The sequence below is a fragment of the Geodermatophilus sp. URMC 60 genome, assembly GCF_053502585.1.
On record NZ_CP199958.1, the window covers coordinates 252356 to 269622 of the forward strand.

Sequence of the window (17267 nt, forward strand, 5' to 3'; positions counted from 1 at the left end):
GGGGGTGGCAGCCGGCCGGCGGGGCCGGGTCGGGCCGTCCGGTGACGGCCCGACCATGATGCCAGCCGAGGGGCGGCCGTGGGGCCGCCACGCCGTCGGTCCCTTCCGGGCGCGCCCCGCGCACGCACGACGCTCGGACGGCACAGGGGCCGCCCTCCGGGTGGAGGACGGCCCCTGCGGGTCGTGCGGGTGGTGCGGTCCCCGGTCAGGCGGCCGGGGAGGGGGTCACTTGACGGTGACGGTGGCGCCGGCGCCCTCGAGGGCGGCCTTGGCCTTCTCGGCGGCGTCCTTGTCGACCTTCTCCAGGACCGGCTTCGGCGCGCCGTCGACCAGGTCCTTGGCCTCCTTGAGGCCGAGCGAGGTCAGGCCGCGCACCTCCTTGATGACCTGGATCTTCTTGTCGCCGGCGCTCTCGAGGACGACGTCGAACTCGTCCTGCTCCTCGGCGGCGGGGGCGCCACCGTCGCCGGCACCACCGGCGGCCGGGGCGGCCGCGACGGCGACCGGAGCAGCGGCGGTGACCTCGAAGGTCTCCTCGAACTGCTTCACGAAGTCGGACAGCTCGAGCAGCGTCATCTCCTTGAACGCGTCGAGCAGCTCCGCGGTGGACAGCTTGGCCATGATCTCTCCTTCTGGGGTCAGTCGGTGCTGGCCGCAGCGTCCGCGGCGTCAGCTGTGTCGGTGGTGGAGTCAGCAGCTGCGTCTTCCGAGGCCTGGCCGGCCGCGGCGGAGTCGGCGCCCTCGGCGGGCTTCTTCTCCTGCAGCGCGGCGGCCAGCCGGGCGACCTGCGACAGCGGGGCCTGGAACAGACCCGCGGCCTTGCTGAGGTTGCCCATCATCGCGCCGGCCAGCTTGGCCAGGAGGACCTCGCGCGGCTCGACGTCGGCGAGGGCGGTGACCTCGGCGGCGCCGACCGTGCGGCCCTCGACCACGCCGCCCTTGACGACGAGCAGCGGGTTGGCGCGCGCGAAGTCACGGATGGCCTTGGCCGCGTTGACCGGGTCGCCCTCGATGAAGGCGATCGCGGTCGGGCCGTTGAGCAGCGGCGCCAGGTCGGCGTGGCCGACCTGCTCCGCGGCCCGCTTCGTCAGGGTGTTCTTGACGACGGCGTAGCTGCTGCCCTCACCGAGGGAACGGCGCAGCTGGGTCAGCTGGGCCACGGTCAGCCCGCGGTACTCGGTGAGCACCGCCGCGCTGGACGACTGGAACCGCTCGGTGATCTCGTCGATCACCGCGGCCTTCGCCTGCGTGGGCATGGGCCTCCTCTCGTCTGTCGGGCGGACCACCGGCCGGTGCACGACGGCGGGCGATCAACGGGCCCGGGGACGAGGAACGCCCCGGCGCAGGCGCACGGGGCGAAGAACGCGGGCGCACGGCACCGCGTCGATCGAACCGTCCTCCTGCGCGGGCCGCCCGGCATCCGGGACCTTCGATCGCACGCGGACGTGCGACGACCAGCGGTCTTGGGGGAACGTCGAGGAGCATACGCCATCCGGGAGGGACGCCGGCTGTCGCCGTCCTCACCCGGAGCCGACGGAGGCCCCGCCGCGCGATGCGCGACGGGGCCCCTGGCGACGTGCGGGTGCGGCCTCGTCCCGGGTCCCACCCTGAGCCTGCGAAGGGTGGGGAGGACGAGGTCCTTCCTCAGGCGGTGGGCTCGTCCACCGTCAGGTTGCGGGTGCGGTTCGGGTCGACCGGGATGCCCGGGCCCATGGTGGTGGAGATGGTGACCTTCTTCAGGTACCGGCCCTTGGCGGCGGCCGGCTTGGCCCGCAGCACCTCGTCGAGGGCCGCGGCGTAGTTCTCCACGAGCTTCGTCTCGTCGAACGAGGCCTTGCCGATCACCAGGTGCAGGTTGGCCTGCTTGTCGACGCGGAAGTTGATCTTCCCGCCCTTGATGTCGTTGACCGCCTTGGTGACGTCGGGGGTCACCGTGCCGGTCTTCGGGTTCGGCATCAGGCCGCGCGGGCCGAGGATGCGCGCGATGCGGCCGACCTTGGCCATCTGGTCCGGGGTGGCGATCGCGGCGTCGAAGTCCAGGAAGCCGCCCTGGATGCGCTCGATCAGGTCGTCCGAGCCGACGACGTCGGCGCCGGCGGCCTCGGCCTCGGCGGCCTTGTCGCCGGTCGCGAAGACGATGACGCGGGCGGTCTTGCCGGTGCCGTGCGGCAGGTTCACCGTGCCGCGGACCATCTGGTCGGCCTTGCGCGGGTCGACGCCCAGGCGCATGGCCACCTCGACGGTGGCGTCGTAGGCCGTCGGCGACGTCTCCTTGGCCAGGTTGGCCGCCTGCAGCGGGGTGTAGAGGTTCTCGCGGTCGACCTTCGCCGCGACCTCGCGGTACTTCTTGCCGTGCTTCGCCATGGTGGTGTCCTCTCCCCCGGCGCCTCGGCCGGGAGTCGTGTGGTGCACGGGCCTGGCGGGGCCCTCCCACAGGTGCTCGAACGGGTCCGCTGTGGACCCGGTGGTGCAACGCCGCCGGAGTCAGGCGGCTTCCCGGCCCTCTCCCGGGTCCCGCCCCGAGCCTGCGAGGGGTGGGGAGGAGAGGGTCCTCCGTCAGCCTTGGACGGTGATGCCCATCGACCGGGCGGTGCCGGCGATGATCTTCTCCGCCTCGTCGAGCGAGTTGGCGTTGAGGTCGGCCATCTTGGTCTGCGCGATCTCGCGGACCTGGTCACGGGTGACGGTGGCGACCTTGGTCTTGTGCGGCTCGCCGGAGCCCTTCTCCACACCGGCCGCCTTGAGCAGCATGCGGGCCGCCGGCGGGGTCTTGGTGACGAAGGTGAACGAGCGGTCCTCGTAGACCGAGATCTCGACCGGGATCACGTTGCCGCGCTGCGACTCCGTGGCGGCGTTGTACGCCTTGCAGAACTCCATGATGTTGACGCCGTGCTGGCCCAGCGCCGGACCGACGGGCGGCGCGGGGGTGGCCGCACCGGCGTTGATCTGGAGCTTGATGACCGCGGTCAACCGCTTCCTGGGGGGCATGACTTCCTTCTTCGTGACGGGATGGAGCGGCCCCCTCGCAGTGCCCCGCCGCGGGCGTGCGAGCGGTGGGGGGCGACGGGGTCCTTCTTCAGATCTTCTGGACCTGGTTGAACGAGAGCTCGACCGGCGTCTCCCGGCCGAAGATGGAGACCAGCACCTGCAACTTCTGCTGCTCGGCGTTGATCTCGTTGATCGTGGCCGGGAGGGTGGCGAACGGGCCGTCCATGACGGTGACCGACTCGCCCACCTCGAAGTCGACGACGGCGGTCGGCGCCGCCGTGGTGGCGGCACTCGTCGTCTCCGCCGTCCGGGCCGCCTGCGGGCTGGCCGCGGGCGCGAGCAGGCTGACGACCTCGTCGATGCTCAGCGGCGAAGGACGGGAGGTCGCCCCGACGAAGCCGGTGACGCCGGGGGTGTTGCGCACCGCGCCCCAGGACTCGTCGTTGAGGTCCATGCGGACGAGCAGGTAGCCGGGCAGCTTCTTGCGGTTGACCTGGGTGCGCTTGCCGTTCTTGATCTCGGTGACCTCCTCGGTGGGCACCTCGATCTGGAAGATGTAGTCCTCCATGTCCAGCGACTGGATGCGCGACTCCAGGTTGGTCTTCACCTTGTTCTCGTAGCCGGCGTACGAGTGGATGACGTACCAGTCGCCGAACTGGCTGCGCAGCACCTTGCGCATCGCCTCGGCCGGGTCGGCCTCCTCGTCGTCCTCGGTCCGGTCGCCCAGCTCGTCGAGGTCGGAGGACGCCGCGGGGACGGCCAGCGGGTCGGTGGTCAGGCTGTCGGGGTCGCCACTCTTCACCCCGGGCGCCACATCGGCGACGCCGGTGAGAGCGTCCTGGTCCGCGGTGTCGACGGAGCCCTCGGCAGCCCCGATCTCGCCGGCGCCGGTCTCGACGTCCGACGTGCCGCGCACGTCGAAGCGGGCGTCGTCGAGGTCGGTGGCCTCGACGGCGCTGTCGGTCTCGAAGGGCTCGCGGGGGTCGGTCACGGGTGTCTCTTCCTTGTCGGTGGTGCAGGCGCGGGTGGGCTCAGCCGAAGACGGCGAGCACGCCCTGGGCGAAGAGGAGGTCCAGGCCGGCCACCAGGGCGACGATGAAGGCCACGAAGACGATGACGACGGTCGTGTAGGTGATCAGCTCGCGGCGACCCGGCCAGATGACCTTGCGCAGCTCGGCGACGACCTCGCGGAGGAAACGCCGGAGGCTGCGCCGCTGCCGCGCCTCGGCGGCGCGCTCGCGGTCCGCGGCGGCCCGTGACCGGGTCGCCCCACCCTCGGCGGGGCGGCCGGACGGACGGGACGGCGTGCGCTCGCGGGCGGCCCGGCGGGAGCGGGGGCCGGGCTCGTCGTCGTCCTCGTCGCCCTCGGCGGTGATCCGGCCGCCGCGGCGGGTGCCGGTCGGCCGCGCGGCCACGACCTTGTCCTCGTCGCTCTCGGCCTCGGCGGCGATCTCGGCCTCGGCGGCCTCCAGCTCGGCGGCGTCGGCCACGCCGGGCGCCTCGCGGTCGAGCTGCTCGTCGGTCGGCTGGGCGTCGGAGGCGGCGCGGGGGTCGCCCTCGCGTGCCGGCTTCTCGTCGCTCACTGCGCCTCGCTCGCCTCGCTGGTGGTGGCCGATGTCCTCGGGCCGACGGTCGGTGGTCGTGCTGTCGTACGGGTCGTGCACGTCGCCGGCGGGAGCCGGCGGCACGGGCAGGGGTGACAGGACTTGAACCTGCAGCCTGCGGTTTTGGAGACCGCTGCTCTGCCAATTGAGCTACACCCCTGTGCCCTGGGCCGGGCAGGGACCGCGTGGCCCGCTCCGGCCGGCACCGTTCCCGCGAGGGTTCCGGGGCACGCCGGTGGCGGGGTCAGTGGCCCCAGGACAGCCAGTGTACGGGACCGCCGGAATGAGCAGCCAACGTGCCGGGCGAGGGCCACCGACGCGTCGGACGGGAGGGCCGCGGACGCGGTGGCAGCCGGGATCGGGGACGACCGCGCACACCGTCCTCGGACATGATGGGGCCATGACCGCCGTCTCCCCCTCGGAGTCCGCTGCCCCGTCCCCCGGCCTGTCGCCAGCCGACCGGCGCGTCTCCCGCCGCATCGCTGCCATCGCCGAGTCGGCGACGCTGGCGGTGGACGCCAAGGCCAAGGCTCTCAAGGCCGCGGGCAAGCCGGTGATCGGCTTCGGCGCCGGCGAGCCGGACTTCCCGACGCCCGACTACATCGTCGAGGCCGCCGTCGTCGCCTGCCGTCAGCCGGCGATGCACCGGTACACGCCCGCGGGTGGGTTGCCGGCGCTCAAGGAGGCGATCGTCGCCAAGACCGCGCGCGACTCGGGGCTGCAGGTCACCCCCGCCAACGTGCTGGTGACCAACGGCGGCAAGCAGGCCGTGTACGAGGCCTTCGCCACGATGCTCGACCCGGGCGACGAGGTGCTGCTGCCCGCGCCGTACTGGACGACCTACCCCGAGGCGATCGCCCTGGCCGGCGGCGTGCCGGTGCCGGTCGTGGCCGACGAGGAGAGCGGCTACCTGGTGTCGGTGGCCCAGCTCGAGGCCGCCCGGACGCCGCGCACCAAGGTGCTGCTGTTCTGCTCGCCGTCCAACCCGACCGGCGCGGTGTACCCGCCGGAGCTGGTCGAGGAGATCGGCCGTTGGGCCTACGAGAACGGCCTGTGGGTGCTCACCGACGAGATCTACGAGCACCTCACCTACGACGGGGCGACCGCGCCGTCGATGCCGGTCGTCGTCCCGGAGCTCGCCGACCGCTGCGTCGTCGTCAACGGGGTCGCCAAGACCTACGCGATGACCGGCTGGCGGGTCGGCTGGGTCGTGGGACCGGCCGACGTCGTCAAGGCCGCCACCAACCTGCAGTCGCACGCCACCTCCAACGTGGCGAACGTGTCGCAGGCGGCCGCGGTCGCCGCGCTGACCGGTGACCTGTCGGCCGCGGCCGCGATGCGGGAGGCCTTCGACCGGCGGCGGCGCACGATCGTGTCGATGCTCCGCGAGATCCCCGGAGTGGCCTGCCCCGAGCCGCGCGGCGCGTTCTACGTCTACCCGTCGGTCAAGGGGCTGCTGGGCCGGCCCATCGGTGGGCGCACGGCGGCCGACAGCGTGCAGCTGGCCGAGATCGTCCTCGAGGAGGCGGAGGTCGCCGTCGTCCCCGGTGAGGCCTTCGGCACGCCGGGCTACCTGCGGATGTCCTACGCCCTGGGCGACGACGACCTCGTCGAGGGCGTGACCCGGATGCAGCGGCTGCTGGGCACCGCCGGCTGAGAGGACCCCGTCCCCCGGGCCGGCCCTGTACAGAGCCTCGCCGCCGGCCCCGTCCCGGGCACCGCCCCGAGCCGGCGAAGGGTGGAGAGGACGGGGTCCTGCTACTCGTCGAGGGCGCCCGCCTCGACGAGGACGTCGAGTGCCGCCGGCAGGTCCTCCAGCGCCCGCGCGACGTCGTCCGGGGTGGCGATCGTCCACGCGTTGACGTCGACGTAGCAGCGCAGGGCGGCGTCGAACGCCTCGGCGCCCGCGGCCTCGCGGGCGGCCAGGAGCGCGGCGCCGCCCTTGCCGTACACGCGGCGGAAGTAGCCCGCGGCGGTGTCGAACTGGTCCATCGCCGCGCCGACCTCGCCGGGGGTGCGAAGCGCCCGTGCCGCGGCGTCCCCGGACACCGGGAAGGCGACCGACTCGGCATAGGTGGCGAACGCCTCGTCCAGCCACGGGTCGCGGAACTGGGAGTCGCCGACCATCCCGTAGAACCACATGTGCGCGACCTCGTGCAGCAGCACGAGCCGGTCGGCGCCGGCCAGCAGGATGGAGCTGGGGTACTCGATGCCGCCGCCCTCGTCGGGGAGCAGCGGCACGGTGAGCGTCGCGTACGGGAAGGCGCCGAAGCGGGCCTCGAGCTCGTCTACCGCGGCCAGCGTCCACGCCGTGAGCTCAGGGGCGGATACGTCCGCGCCCGGCAGCACGCCGGTCGTCACCTCCACCCCGCTCTCGCTGGTGGCGCTCGCGGTGTCGAAGACGCCCACCGCGACGCTCACGTCGCGGGCGACCGGCTCGACCGACGTCCAGGTGCGGCGACCGTCCTGCGGGGCGGAGGGCTCGGCCTGGTCGCCGGTCATGAGGACGGTGAGCGCCTCGGGGACGGAGACGCGGATCCTCGTGTCGGCTGCGGGGCTCGTCGCGGTCTCGCCAGGGAGGTCGACGAACGGGTGGCGGGCCCAGCCGACCCCGGGTTCCCACGCCAGCAGAGGCGCGCCGCTGGCCCACCAGGAGACGCCATCGGCCGCGCCCACCCGTTCGAACCCGCCCTCGCCGAGGGTGAGCGTGAAGTCCAGGACCACCTCGGTCGTCTCCCCGGCGGGGAGCTCGCCGTCCAGCCGGACGACGTAGAGGCCGCCCGGACCGCCGGCACCGGCGTCCTCGTAGCCGCTGCCGGCCACGTCGTCCCCACGTGCGGCGTCGACGACCAGGCGGTTGCCGGCCGCCGCGGGATCGGGCCCGTTGGGGACCAGCCGGAAGACCAGCTCGCCGGTGGGCAGGTCGGGCGTGAAGGCGACCGTCTCGGTGCCGGTGACCGTGCGCAGGTCGTCGTCCAGCCGGAGGTCGAGCTCGACGACCGGCCGATCGGGGTCGGGGCCGGCACGCTCCGGGCAGTCCCCGTCGGACGGCGTCGCGGCCGTCTCCCGCGTCGCGGCCGACCGCTCGGCGGCGAGGGTGTCGACGAAGGAGGCGCCGCAGCCGGGGAGCAGCAGCAGGACGGCGCCGAGCACGAGCCCGGCCCGCCGCGGGCTCACGCCAGCTGGACGGTGGCGCGGGCCAGCGAGAGGACCTTCTCGCCGCCGCTGGTGACGGTCAGGTCGACCCGGGCGCGACCGTCCTCGCCGAGCGAGCCGATCTTGCCGCGGACGGTGACCTGCGCGCCCGTGCCGTCGTCGGGGACGACGACGGGCCGGCCGAACCGCACGTGGTACTCGACCAGCGCGCCGGGGTCACCGGCCCACGCGGTGACCGCGCGGGCGGCCAGCGCCATGGTGAGCATCCCGTGCGCGATCACGCCGGGCAGGCCGACCTCGGTGGCCACCCGCTCGTTCCAGTGGATGGGGTTGAAGTCGCCGGAGGCGCCGGCGTAGCGGACCAGGTCCGCGCGGGTGACCTGGTAGCTCTGCTCGGGCAGCTCGGCACCGACGGCGACGTCCGCGGCCCGCACCCCGGCGGTCATGCGCTCCCCCGGGCGACGAGCATCGAGGTGGCCGAGCAGACCGGTTCGCCGTCCTCGGTGGCGACGTCCACCCGGGTGGTGAGCAGGTTGTTGCCGCCGACGCTGCGCACGGCCTCGATGGTGGGCGTGGCGACGAGCCGGTCACCGGCCCGGATGGGCCGGTGGTGGGTGAAGCGCTGCTCGCCGTGGACGACGCGGCTGTAGTCCAGGGCGACGTCGGGGTCCTCGACGACGACACCGGCCGCCGACAGCGTCAGGGCGATGGCGAACGTGGGCGGGGCGATCACGTCGGGGTACCCGGCCGCGCGAGCGGCCTCGGTGTCCCGGTGCACCGCGTCGGCCGCACCGATGGCGTCCGCGAACTCGGCGATCTTCTGCCGGCCGACCTCGTAGACGGCGGAGGGCGGGTAGCTGCGCCCGACCAGTGCCTGATCGAGCGCCATGCTCCCGCCCTCCCTCTCGCAGACCTGCCGGGTCAGCGCGTCCCTGCGGTGGCTCGAGACCGCGTCAGCGGGTCTCTGCGGTGGCTCGAGACCGCGTCAGCGGGTCTCGCGGTGGATCGTGTGCTTGCGGTCCTTCGGGCAGAACTTCTTCAGCTCGAGCCGGTCGGGGTCGTTGCGCCGGTTCTTGCGGGTGATGTAGTTCCGGCTCTTGCACTCCTGGCAGGCCAGGGTGATCTTCGGACGGATGTCGGTGGCTGCCACGGGGCGCTCCTCGCCTTGTCGGGACCGGGCCGGGCCCGGGTTCCGCGCGGACGGGTGCCCGCACGGTGCTGCAACACGCCGACGGACCCCGGGCGAGCGGGGTCCGTCGAGAGTAGCGGTGACCGGATTTGAACCGGTGACACAGCGATTATGAGCCGCTTGCTCTGCCTGGCTGAGCTACACCGCCGGACGTGACCGTGCGGCCCGGTCTCGGCAACCGGGCCGAGCGGCCACTGTGTTGTTCCAGAGCCCCTTTACGGAATCGAACCGTAGACCTTCTCCTTACCATGGAGACGCTCTGCCGACTGAGCTAAAGGGGCGGGCTTCGAGCCGTCAGAGACTCTACCCGACGCCTCCAGGGGTCCGTCGCAGGGGGGTCCCGGCGCGCTCAGGACCGCACGAACAGGCGCCGGTGCGGCGTCCCGGGGACCGCCGAGCGGACGCCGGTGCGGGCCAGGATCCAGTTCTCCAGCCGCTCGTCGGGCAACGGCCGGCTGACCAGGAAGCCCTGGAGCTTGTCGCAGCCCATCTCGGCCAGCAGGTTGCGCGTCAGCTCGTCCTCGACGCCCTCGGCGACCACGCGCAGGCCCAGGTTGTGCGCCAGCTCGATGATCGATCGGGCGATGAACGACTCGCCCTGGCTGGTGGACATCCCCAGCACGAAGGACTTGTCGATCTTCACCTCGTCGATGGGCAGCTGGCGCAGCTGGGACAGCGAGGAGTAGCCGGTGCCGAAGTCGTCCATCGACAGCCGCAGGCCCAGGGCGTGCAGGTCGGTCAGGACGCTGCTGCTGCGCACGGAGTCGTCGACGACGCTGCCCTCGGTGAGCTCCAGCGTCAGCAGCTCACCGGGGACGGCGTGACGGCGCAGCGCGCGCCGCACCCGGTCCACCAGGTCGGGCTCGGTGAGACAGCGGGCCGAGAGGTTGACCGCCACCGACAGCGCGATGTCCTGGTCGAGCCACCGCCGGCAGCGGGCCAGCGCCAGGTCGAGCACGTAGTCGGTCAGCGGGCCGATCCGGCCGATCTGCTCGGCGAGGTGGATGAACTCGTCCGGCGCGATCGACCCGTAGCGCGGGTGCGCCCAGCGCACGAGGGTCTCGACCGAGACGATGTCGGAGCTGCGGGCGTCGATGATCGGCTGGAACACGACGCTGATCTCGCCGTCGGCCATGGCCTGCTCGAGCTCGGTGCCCAGCTGCAGGCGGCGCAGGCTCTGCTGGTCGAGCACCGGGTGGTAGCTGGCCACGCCGCTCTTTCCGGCGCCGGCCAGCAGGGCGACGTCCGCCCGCTGCATCAGCGTGCCGGCGTCCGCGCCGTGCACCGGGGCGGCGGCGACGCCGATGGTCAGCGTCACCTCGAGGTCCAGGCCGGCGACCCGGGCGCGCGTCGAGGTCGCCTCACGCAGCCGGCGCGCGGCCCGCTCGGTCGCGGGCAGCGACAGCCCGGGCAGCAGGACGGCGAACTGCTCGCCCTCCATGCGCGCCAGCAGCGCCTGCGGCGGCGCGTGCTCGCGCAGCAGGCCGGCGGTGACCAGCAGCAGCTCGTCGCTGGCCGCGTGGCCGAGCGTGTCGGTGACCTCGGCGTAGTTGTCCAGCGAGGCGAGGATGAGACCCGCCCTTCCGGCGACCGGGTCCGCGGCGAGCAGCTGGTCGATCTCCGCCGCGAGCCGCTGGCGGTTGGGCAGGCCGGTGAGCCGGTCGTGATCGGCGTCGTAGCGGATCTGGGTCAGCAGCTGCTGCTGCCGGATCGCGGCGTTGACGTGGGTGAGCATGGAGTCCAACGCGGACCGGTCGCCGTCGGCGAAGGACACGATGTCGTGGCGCCGGTCGCACACCTCGAGGTAGCCCGGCTCCCCGGCCGCGGTGGCCACCGGCGCGGCGAGCAGGTCCTGGGCGCCGCGGCGCGCGAGCGCTGCGGCCTCCTCCTCCGTGGCTCGCCCGAGGGACACCAGCACGGGGCCGTCGTGGGCCCCCTCGGTCGCCCGTCGACGGAACAGGTCGGCCGGGTCACCGGGGCCGTCGTACCAGCTCCGACCGTCGTCCGAGGTCACCACCAGTCGCGGCTCCTCGTCCAGGTAGGGCGGCAGCCAGAGGGCGACCCGCTCGGCGTTGAAGAGCTCGCGGATCTCCTCGACGAGGCGTCGGGGACCGTCCTCGTCGGGCCCGATCTGCTCCACCTGGCGGGCGAACGCGTAGACCTTCTCCAGGTCCGCTCCCTCGCGCGCCACCGCGGCGAACCTCCGGTACAGGAGGACCAGTCCACCGAGCAACGGCGCGACGAGCAGGAGCGACCAGGGCGTCACGTCCATCAGCAGCAGCATCGACAGCCCGACGATCACCGCCATCGGCGTGACCGTCACGGCGGCCAGCAGCATGCTGGTCCAGAGCTCCGGGCCGGAGTACCCCTGGGTCGCGATGATGGCCAGGCGGATGAGGGCGCCGCCGACCATCGTGGCGATGACGATGGCGATCAGGACGGAGAGCCAGGTCGCGGGTTCGGTGCGGGCCCCCACGGGCAGCACGTCCAGCAGCGCGGCGGCAACGCTGACCTCGACGACCGCGAGTGCCGTGTTGGCGACGACCTTCGCCAGGCTGAACCGCTGGACCAGGCACACCCCGCCGACAGCGAGCGCGCGCGTGACCGCGGTCCAGGTCGGGCCCACCTCGAAGAGCGCGATGACGAAGACGAGTTCGGATGCCGAGATGGAGACGCCTTGACGACGGAACTCGACGTGGATGTTGTAGCTCTCGGCGACCGCGAAAGCGGCGAGGACCCCTGCGAGCGCGAGCCAGCTCACCGACTCGAACCGTGGCGGGAGGATCACCGCAGCGACGGGCAGGGCGATGACGACGCTGAGCCAGCCGATCGCAGAGGGCCCCAGCAACGCAGTCCGCGGGCGCTGCACGACTGCGTCCTGCTCGGCCACTGACACCTGTATTCGCCGGGGGGAGATGGGCGGGGCCGAGGCTAACAGCGCGACGGTACTCCTCAGCGGTCTCGACCGCCCCCTCCCCCCCGACGAGTGAGGGGGAGGCGGGGAGACGTCCGAGGGTCCCGCCGTCGGCAGCAGCGACACCGCCGTCCCTGACGAGACGCCGTGGCAGGAGCGACCGTGCGGTCAGGCGGCCAGCCGGCTCCACTTCTGGCCGCGGCTCCACTTCTGACCACGGCTCCACTTCTGACCGCGGGTGTTGACGAGCTCGACGGTGCTGCTCATGACGCCTCCTCAGGCATGAAGGACTGCTGTGTCGACCAGCTGGGCAGTCGTCCAGGCGCGGGGGCAGAGCGATGGGTACGGACCGCGCCGGAGAGATTGCTGCCCGTCACCCGTCCGAGGCAAGCACCGTCGATCTCGACGCCACGATCAGGCGACATGCCGTGACTCAGCGTCATCATGCGTGACCCTCGGTACCTCGCTAGGAGTACACGGGAGTCTGCTGTGACTGCGGGGAGTCGACGGTCGGGTGGGACCCGACCGGCCGGCGTGTCGCAGGTGGGTCCACGGTCCGAGGCGCGGCTGACCGCGGTTCCCCCGATCGGGTCCACAGCCCCCCGCAGCACTCCCACAGGCCGTGTGGCAGGCCGGACGGCCACCTAGGCTGCGCCGCGTGCGACGGGACGGGGACGACGCCGAGCGCGGCTCGACGCTGCCGCTGGTCCTCGTGTGCTGGCTGGTCGCCGCGCTCATGGCCCTCGGTGCGATCGCCGCGTCCGACGCCTTCCTGGAGCAGCAGCAACTGCAGTCGGTCTGCGACGGCGCCGCGCTGGCTGCGGCCAACGCCACCGACGAGGCGACCCTCTACGCCACCGGCGTGGGGACGGCGCTGCCGCTGACCCGGGCGAGCACGCAGGCGGCCGTGGCCGACCAGCTGGCAGACGGCGGGACGGCGCTGCACTCCTGGTCGACCGAGACCGACGGGGTCGAGGTCACGGTCCGGTGCACGCGCCACGTGGAGATCGCGTTCGGCTGGCTCTTCCTCGGCGGACAGCCCCTGGAACGCACCGCCGTCGCCGGCGCCCGCGCCCCGATCACCCCCTGAGGCACGCCCACCCCACCAACGGCAGCGGCCCCCTACCTCTGCCGAGGTCGGGGGCCGCGCGTACCGGGTGTGGCGGGTGAAGGATTCGAACCTTCGTAGGCTAAGCCGACGGATTTACAGTCCGCTCCCATTGGCCACTCGGGCAACCCGCCGTGGTGGTACCGGGAGAGCGTACAAGACACCGGAGACCGGCTTCGGCGGTGGCCCCAGGGACCCGCCCGCGGCCGGTGGACGACAGAGGACAAGGAGCAACCGACACATGGCCGACTCGTCGTTCGACGTGGTGAGCAAGGTCGACCGCCAGGAGGTCGACAACGCCCTCAACCAGGCCGCCAAGGAGCTCTCGCAGCGCTTCGACTTCCGCGGTACCAACGCGACGATCGCGTGGGCCGGCGAGGAGGGCGTCACGCTGCAGGCCGACACGGAGGAGCGGGTCTCGGCCGCGCTCGAGGTCTTCAAGGAGAAGCTGGTCAAGCGGAACATCTCGCTGAAGTCGCTCGACGCCGACGAACCGCAGTCCTCCGGGAAGTCGTACAAGATCGGCGCCCGCATCAAGCAGGGCATCGAGTCCGACACGGCCAAGAAGATCGCCAAGATCATCCGGGACGAGGGCCCCAAGGGCGTCCAGGCCCAGATCCAGGGCGACCAGCTCCGGGTCAGCGGCAAGAAGCGGGACGACCTGCAGGCGGTCCAGCAGCTGCTGCGCGGCAAGGACCTCGACGTCGCGCTGCAGTTCGACAACTATCGCTGATCCCCAGCACCTGCGCATGTCAGCGCGGTGATGACCGGGTCGAGTCCGCACACCGTCGGCAAGTCGGCGGACTGCCGCGACCGCGACGGCGCTGTCCCGGTGGCCTCGGAGGCCCCGCCCGCGGTGGTACGCCTGCCGTCCCGGGCGGGGTGCCGCGGGGTCTGGTGACGCCTGGGGATCCGGTCGGCCCTACCGGCCGGGCGCCGGTACGGGCGTCGGCTCGGTCAGGCTGACCAGCAGCTGGCACGGCGCCAGGTCGCTCGCGCGGACGTACTCGGCGAGCTCCGGTATTTCTCCAGTCGCATCCAGGGTGTAGCCGTGGGCGGCAAGTGCGGTGCGGAGCTGCGAGGTCGCAGGCGACCGTGGCGTGCCCGATGCCGTCAACGGCGGCGAGGAAGTCGCGCACGCCGACGGTGTGCAGGCCCCGCCACCGCCCGGCGGCGAACACCCGGGCGCCGATCTGCAGGTGCAGGTGCCGCTGCGGATCTCCGGCGCGGGGGGTGTGGTGCCGCACCGTCACCGCCTCCAGCACCTGCACCTGCCCACCGCGCGGCCCCACCCGGGTGGTGGCGTGCTCGGCCAGCCAGCCGATGACCTGGGCGGCGGCGCGGTCCTGGGCGGTGTCATGGGCGGCGGTGATGTCCGCGTGCACCGCGGCCGCTGGTGACCAGGACTTCGGGCCGTTGACCACCACCTCGACGGACCGCACCGCGTGGGCGTCGGTGCGCAGCCGCCCCCGCGGGTCGCCGGTGTCCGGTTCGCGGCCGGCCACCCAGGTCTCGTAGCCGTCGCCGGTCAGCGACGCGCGCTCCTGCACCCGCCCACCGGTGGCGGTGAAGCGGCGGGCCAGACCGGTGCCCTCGGTCAGGTAGTAGTCATCGGCCCGGCCCCGGTCGGCCTCCAGGTACACCCGGGCAGCCGCCGGCGGCCCGGCGTGCACCTTCATTCCACCGCGCATTCCCGATGCCACCCAGAAATGACCGACAGGTCACCCCTAGGAACGGCGACGGATCCCGCGAAGCGGAAACCGATCTACCACCATTGGTAGCATGCGTGCCGTTCATCGGCGAAGACCTGAGCCTGCCCGGAAAAGGCTGGGGTGACGGCATGAAGACGCCGCGGGCGTCATGTCGTCGATTGTTCTCGGCGATTGTCGACCGAGAGCAGGTCGCTTTCTTCCGAGCTGCAGGTGCGGATGACGATCAGCTCCAGGGTGCCTCGGCTCGCGTTCCCGGCCTCCTGCGACCCGGTGGCGCCGACGTCGAGCGGCAGCCGGACGACGAGGCTGCGACCGGCTCGCAGGGCGTCCCGGTCGCCCTCCCCGTGCGGGAAGGTGCACCGGGCGGGTGTTGCGGAACGGCGGCCGAGGGGCACTCGCTCTGTCCTGCGGTGTTCCCGACCGGGGTTCCCTTCCGTACGCAGCATCCGCTTGGCGCGGTGGTCGACCGGCCCTCGGTGTGGTCTGACCGATGATTTTTCCGCGCCGTGCTGGTCTGTACGCCGAACACCGACTCACGGGAGGTGACGCCATGCGGAAACTGACCTTTGGCATGAACCTGAGCCTGGACGGCTACATCGCCGCGCCCGGCGACGACCTCGGCTGGAGCGTGCCGAGCGACGAGCTGTTCCAGTGGTGGTCCGACCGGGTGGGCGCGACGGGCCTGGCGCTGTACGGGCGCAAACTGTGGGAGACGATGAGTTCCCACTGGCCGACCGCCGACCAGCAGCCTGGCGCCGCACCCGCGCAGATCGAGTTCGCCCGCCGCTGGCGGGGCATGCCGAAGGTGGTGTTCTCCTCGACGACCAGCGCAGTCGACTGGAACGCCCGCCTGGTCACCGGCGACGCGGTCACCGAGATCACCCGGCTCAAGACCGAGGATGGCGGTCCCATGGACGTCGGTGGCGCCACCCTCGCCGCGGCGGTCATGCGGGCCGGGCTGATCGACGAGTACGCGATCGTCACCCACCCGGTCCTGGTGGGCGGCGGCACGCCGTTCTTCACCGCCCTGCACAACTGGGTGAACCTGAACCTGGTGGAGACCCGGACGTTTCCCGACGGCGTGCTCCTGACCAGGTACGAGACCAGGCGGTGAATTCCGACCTCGGATCGGCGCGGGCTCGGGCCACCCGAGGATCTCGTGGCCGTCAGGGGATCCCCTTGTGGTGATCGCTCCGGCATGGTGATCGCTCCGGCATGGTGATCGCTCCGGCCTGCCACACACTCCTGGCTGCTCCTGGCACCCGGCCCCAGTCCGGGTGCGGCGGGTCGGGGGAACGGTGGGCCGCAGGCCCATCCCGAAGGGACGCGAAGCGCCCCTCCGGCGACCCGGTGCAGCCGGGCATCCTCAGGGCGGCTGTGGAGCAGCCTCGTCGTTCGGGGACGGCTCGGAGTCGGCCGCACATCACCCCTCTCGGGCCGCACACAGTCCGCAGAGTTCGCAAGATGTCCGCAACTCGGCCAACTCTCGCGGAGGTCAACCAACCCCGCCCAACGACGAAAACGCAGGTCAGCTGCGCATTCCGTCGATCGCCAACGAGAGCCGCATACCCCGGGCCAGTTCGACGACTACAGGCGACGGCCCCGTCCCGGGTCCCGCCCTAGAGCTTGCGAAGGGTGGGGAGGACGGGGTCCTTTCCTCGCGGGGGCCCGCCCCGAGGAACGAGGGGTGGGGGCGAGGGGGCCCTCAACCGAGCTCCCGGGCCATCTGCTCCAGGCGGGCGATGCGCTCGGGCATCGGTGGGTGGGTGGCGAACATCGACGCCAGGCCCTGCCCGCGGAACGGGTTGGCGATCATCAGGTGGCTCTGGGTCACCAGCCGGTCCTCCTGGGGCAGCGGCCGGGCGGCCGCGCCCGAGGCGATCTTGCGCAGCGCGGAGGCCAGCGCCAGCGGGTCCTGCGACAACGCCGCACCGGAGGCGTCGGCCTGGTACTCCCGGCTGCGGCTGACCGCCATCTGCACCAGGCCGGCCGCCAACGGGCCGAGGAAGACCAGCAGCAGGCTGCCGAGCGCGTTGCCGCCGCCGCGGTCGTCCTCCGACCGGCCGCCGAACAGCGAGGCGAACATCGCCATGTGCGCCAGGTAGGTGATCACCGTGGCCATGGCGCCGGCGACCGAGCTGATCAGGATGTCCCGGTTGTAGACGTGCGAGAGCTCGTGGGCGAGCACGCCACGCAGCTCCCGGCGGTCGAGCAGCTCGAGGATGCCCTGGGTGACGCAGACGGCCGCGTTGCGCGGGTTCCGGCCGGTCGCGAAGGCGTTGGGCTGGTTGGTCGGGCTGACGTAGAGCCGCGGCATCGGCTGCCGGGCCTCGGTGGCCAGGTCGCGCACCATCGCGTAGAGCTGCGGCGCCTGCGTCTCGGTCACCGGGAAGGCCCGCATCGCCCGCAGGGCCAGCTTGTCCGAGTTGAAGTACGCGTAGCCGTTGACCGCCAGCGCGATGGCCAGGGCGATGAGCAGGCCACCCCGGCCGCCGACCAGGGCGCCGGCGGCGAGGATGAGGCCGCCCATCAGACCCAGGAGCACCGCGGTCTTGAGTCCGTTGCTCCAGCGCTGCACGTCCCGACCAACGCCGTC

General features: G+C 72.6%; 17 protein-coding genes, 4 tRNA genes and 1 pseudogene. 4 read left to right on the plus strand and 18 right to left on the minus strand.

The annotated features are described in order from the left end of the window. Positions 1-225: 225 nt before the first annotated feature. From rplL to ACWIX3_RS01240, 7 genes are all read right to left on the minus strand, one after another. The gene (gene rplL / locus ACWIX3_RS01210; protein WP_448610268.1) at positions 226-621 is read right to left on the minus strand and encodes a 50S ribosomal protein L7/L12; all 396 of its coding nucleotides are present in this window, start codon (positions 619-621) and stop codon (positions 226-228) included. 17 nt (positions 622-638) lie between these two features. Further along, positions 639-1256 carry a 50S ribosomal protein L10 gene (rplJ, locus tag ACWIX3_RS01215; protein ID WP_448610269.1) on the minus strand — a complete coding sequence of 206 codons (618 nt, stop codon included), beginning with the start codon at positions 1254-1256 and terminating at the stop codon, positions 639-641. Positions 1257-1644: 388 nt separating this feature from the next. After that, on the minus strand, positions 1645-2364 hold the full coding sequence (rplA, locus tag ACWIX3_RS01220) for a 50S ribosomal protein L1 (protein WP_448610270.1): 720 nt from the start codon (positions 2362-2364) through the stop codon (positions 1645-1647). A gap of 192 nt (positions 2365-2556) precedes the next feature. Further along, the gene (rplK, locus tag ACWIX3_RS01225; protein WP_091446692.1) at positions 2557-2988 is read right to left on the minus strand and encodes a 50S ribosomal protein L11; all 432 of its coding nucleotides are present in this window, start codon (positions 2986-2988) and stop codon (positions 2557-2559) included. Positions 2989-3076: 88 nt separating this feature from the next. After that, entirely contained in the window at positions 3077-3979 is a 903-nt protein-coding gene (nusG, locus tag ACWIX3_RS01230) for a transcription termination/antitermination protein NusG (RefSeq protein ID WP_448610271.1), read from the minus strand. A 40-nt stretch (positions 3980-4019) separates the two neighbouring features. Further along, positions 4020-4571 carry a preprotein translocase subunit SecE gene (secE, locus tag ACWIX3_RS01235; RefSeq protein ID WP_448610272.1) on the minus strand — a complete coding sequence of 184 codons (552 nt, stop codon included), beginning with the start codon at positions 4569-4571 and terminating at the stop codon, positions 4020-4022. 108 nt (positions 4572-4679) lie between these two features. Then, positions 4680-4752, minus strand: a tRNA-Trp gene (locus ACWIX3_RS01240). Positions 4753-4992: 240 nt separating this feature from the next. Here ACWIX3_RS01240 and ACWIX3_RS01245 point away from each other — a divergent pair. Then, entirely contained in the window at positions 4993-6249 is a 1257-nt protein-coding gene (locus ACWIX3_RS01245; RefSeq protein WP_448610273.1) for a pyridoxal phosphate-dependent aminotransferase, read from the plus strand. Between the two features lie 101 nt (positions 6250-6350). On the opposite strand, the gene ACWIX3_RS01250 is transcribed toward ACWIX3_RS01245, so the two are convergent. From ACWIX3_RS01250 to ACWIX3_RS01280, 7 genes are all read right to left on the minus strand, one after another. Next, positions 6351-7769, minus strand: a complete 1419-nt coding sequence (locus ACWIX3_RS01250; RefSeq protein WP_448610274.1) for a M1 family aminopeptidase — start codon at positions 7767-7769, stop codon at positions 6351-6353. Further along, positions 7766-8194 carry a MaoC/PaaZ C-terminal domain-containing protein gene (locus tag ACWIX3_RS01255; RefSeq protein WP_448610275.1) on the minus strand — a complete coding sequence of 143 codons (429 nt, stop codon included), beginning with the start codon at positions 8192-8194 and terminating at the stop codon, positions 7766-7768. Before ACWIX3_RS01255 ends, ACWIX3_RS01250 begins: the two co-directional genes overlap by 4 nt. Continuing rightward, on the minus strand, positions 8191-8637 hold the full coding sequence (locus ACWIX3_RS01260) for an FAS1-like dehydratase domain-containing protein (protein WP_448610276.1): 447 nt from the start codon (positions 8635-8637) through the stop codon (positions 8191-8193). The genes ACWIX3_RS01255 and ACWIX3_RS01260 overlap by 4 nt, the downstream gene beginning before the upstream one ends. 96 nt (positions 8638-8733) lie before the next feature. After that, on the minus strand, positions 8734-8898 hold the full coding sequence (gene rpmG, locus ACWIX3_RS01265) for a 50S ribosomal protein L33 (protein ID WP_012950506.1): 165 nt from the start codon (positions 8896-8898) through the stop codon (positions 8734-8736). A gap of 113 nt (positions 8899-9011) precedes the next feature. After that, positions 9012-9085 (minus strand) — tRNA-Met (locus ACWIX3_RS01270). A 60-nt stretch (positions 9086-9145) separates the two neighbouring features. After that, a tRNA-Thr gene (locus ACWIX3_RS01275) sits at positions 9146-9218 on the minus strand. Positions 9219-9286: 68 nt separating this feature from the next. Further along, positions 9287-11806, minus strand: a complete 2520-nt coding sequence (locus tag ACWIX3_RS01280; protein WP_448610277.1) for a putative bifunctional diguanylate cyclase/phosphodiesterase — start codon at positions 11804-11806, stop codon at positions 9287-9289. Between the two features lie 703 nt (positions 11807-12509). On the opposite strand from ACWIX3_RS01280, the gene ACWIX3_RS01285 reads away from it, so the two are divergent. Next, positions 12510-12941 carry a pilus assembly protein TadG-related protein gene (locus tag ACWIX3_RS01285; RefSeq protein ID WP_448610278.1) on the plus strand — a complete coding sequence of 144 codons (432 nt, stop codon included), beginning with the start codon at positions 12510-12512 and terminating at the stop codon, positions 12939-12941. Between the two features lie 70 nt (positions 12942-13011). Here the strand turns inward: ACWIX3_RS01285 and ACWIX3_RS01290 are convergent. Then, positions 13012-13093: transfer RNA gene (locus ACWIX3_RS01290), tRNA-Tyr, on the minus strand. 107 nt (positions 13094-13200) lie between these two features. Here ACWIX3_RS01290 and ACWIX3_RS01295 point away from each other — a divergent pair. Continuing rightward, positions 13201-13692, plus strand: a complete 492-nt coding sequence (locus ACWIX3_RS01295) for a YajQ family cyclic di-GMP-binding protein (RefSeq protein ID WP_448610279.1) — start codon at positions 13201-13203, stop codon at positions 13690-13692. Positions 13693-13959: 267 nt separating this feature from the next. Here the strand turns inward: ACWIX3_RS01295 and ACWIX3_RS01300 are convergent. Continuing rightward, positions 13960-14638 (minus strand): annotated as a pseudogene (locus ACWIX3_RS01300) (relaxase domain-containing protein); the annotation flags it as partial. Between the two features lie 179 nt (positions 14639-14817). Continuing rightward, complete coding sequence (locus tag ACWIX3_RS01305) at positions 14818-15066, minus strand: hypothetical protein (protein WP_448610280.1); 249 nt, start codon at positions 15064-15066, stop codon at positions 14818-14820. A gap of 155 nt (positions 15067-15221) precedes the next feature. On the opposite strand from ACWIX3_RS01305, the gene ACWIX3_RS01310 reads away from it, so the two are divergent. Continuing rightward, positions 15222-15785 carry a dihydrofolate reductase family protein gene (locus tag ACWIX3_RS01310; protein ID WP_448610281.1) on the plus strand — a complete coding sequence of 188 codons (564 nt, stop codon included), beginning with the start codon at positions 15222-15224 and terminating at the stop codon, positions 15783-15785. A 591-nt stretch (positions 15786-16376) separates the two neighbouring features. Here the strand turns inward: ACWIX3_RS01310 and htpX are convergent. Further along, positions 16377-17249 (minus strand): zinc metalloprotease HtpX, encoded by an 873-nt coding sequence (gene htpX / locus ACWIX3_RS01315; protein WP_448610282.1) that lies wholly within the window; start codon positions 17247-17249, stop codon positions 16377-16379. Positions 17250-17267 lie beyond the last annotated feature (18 nt).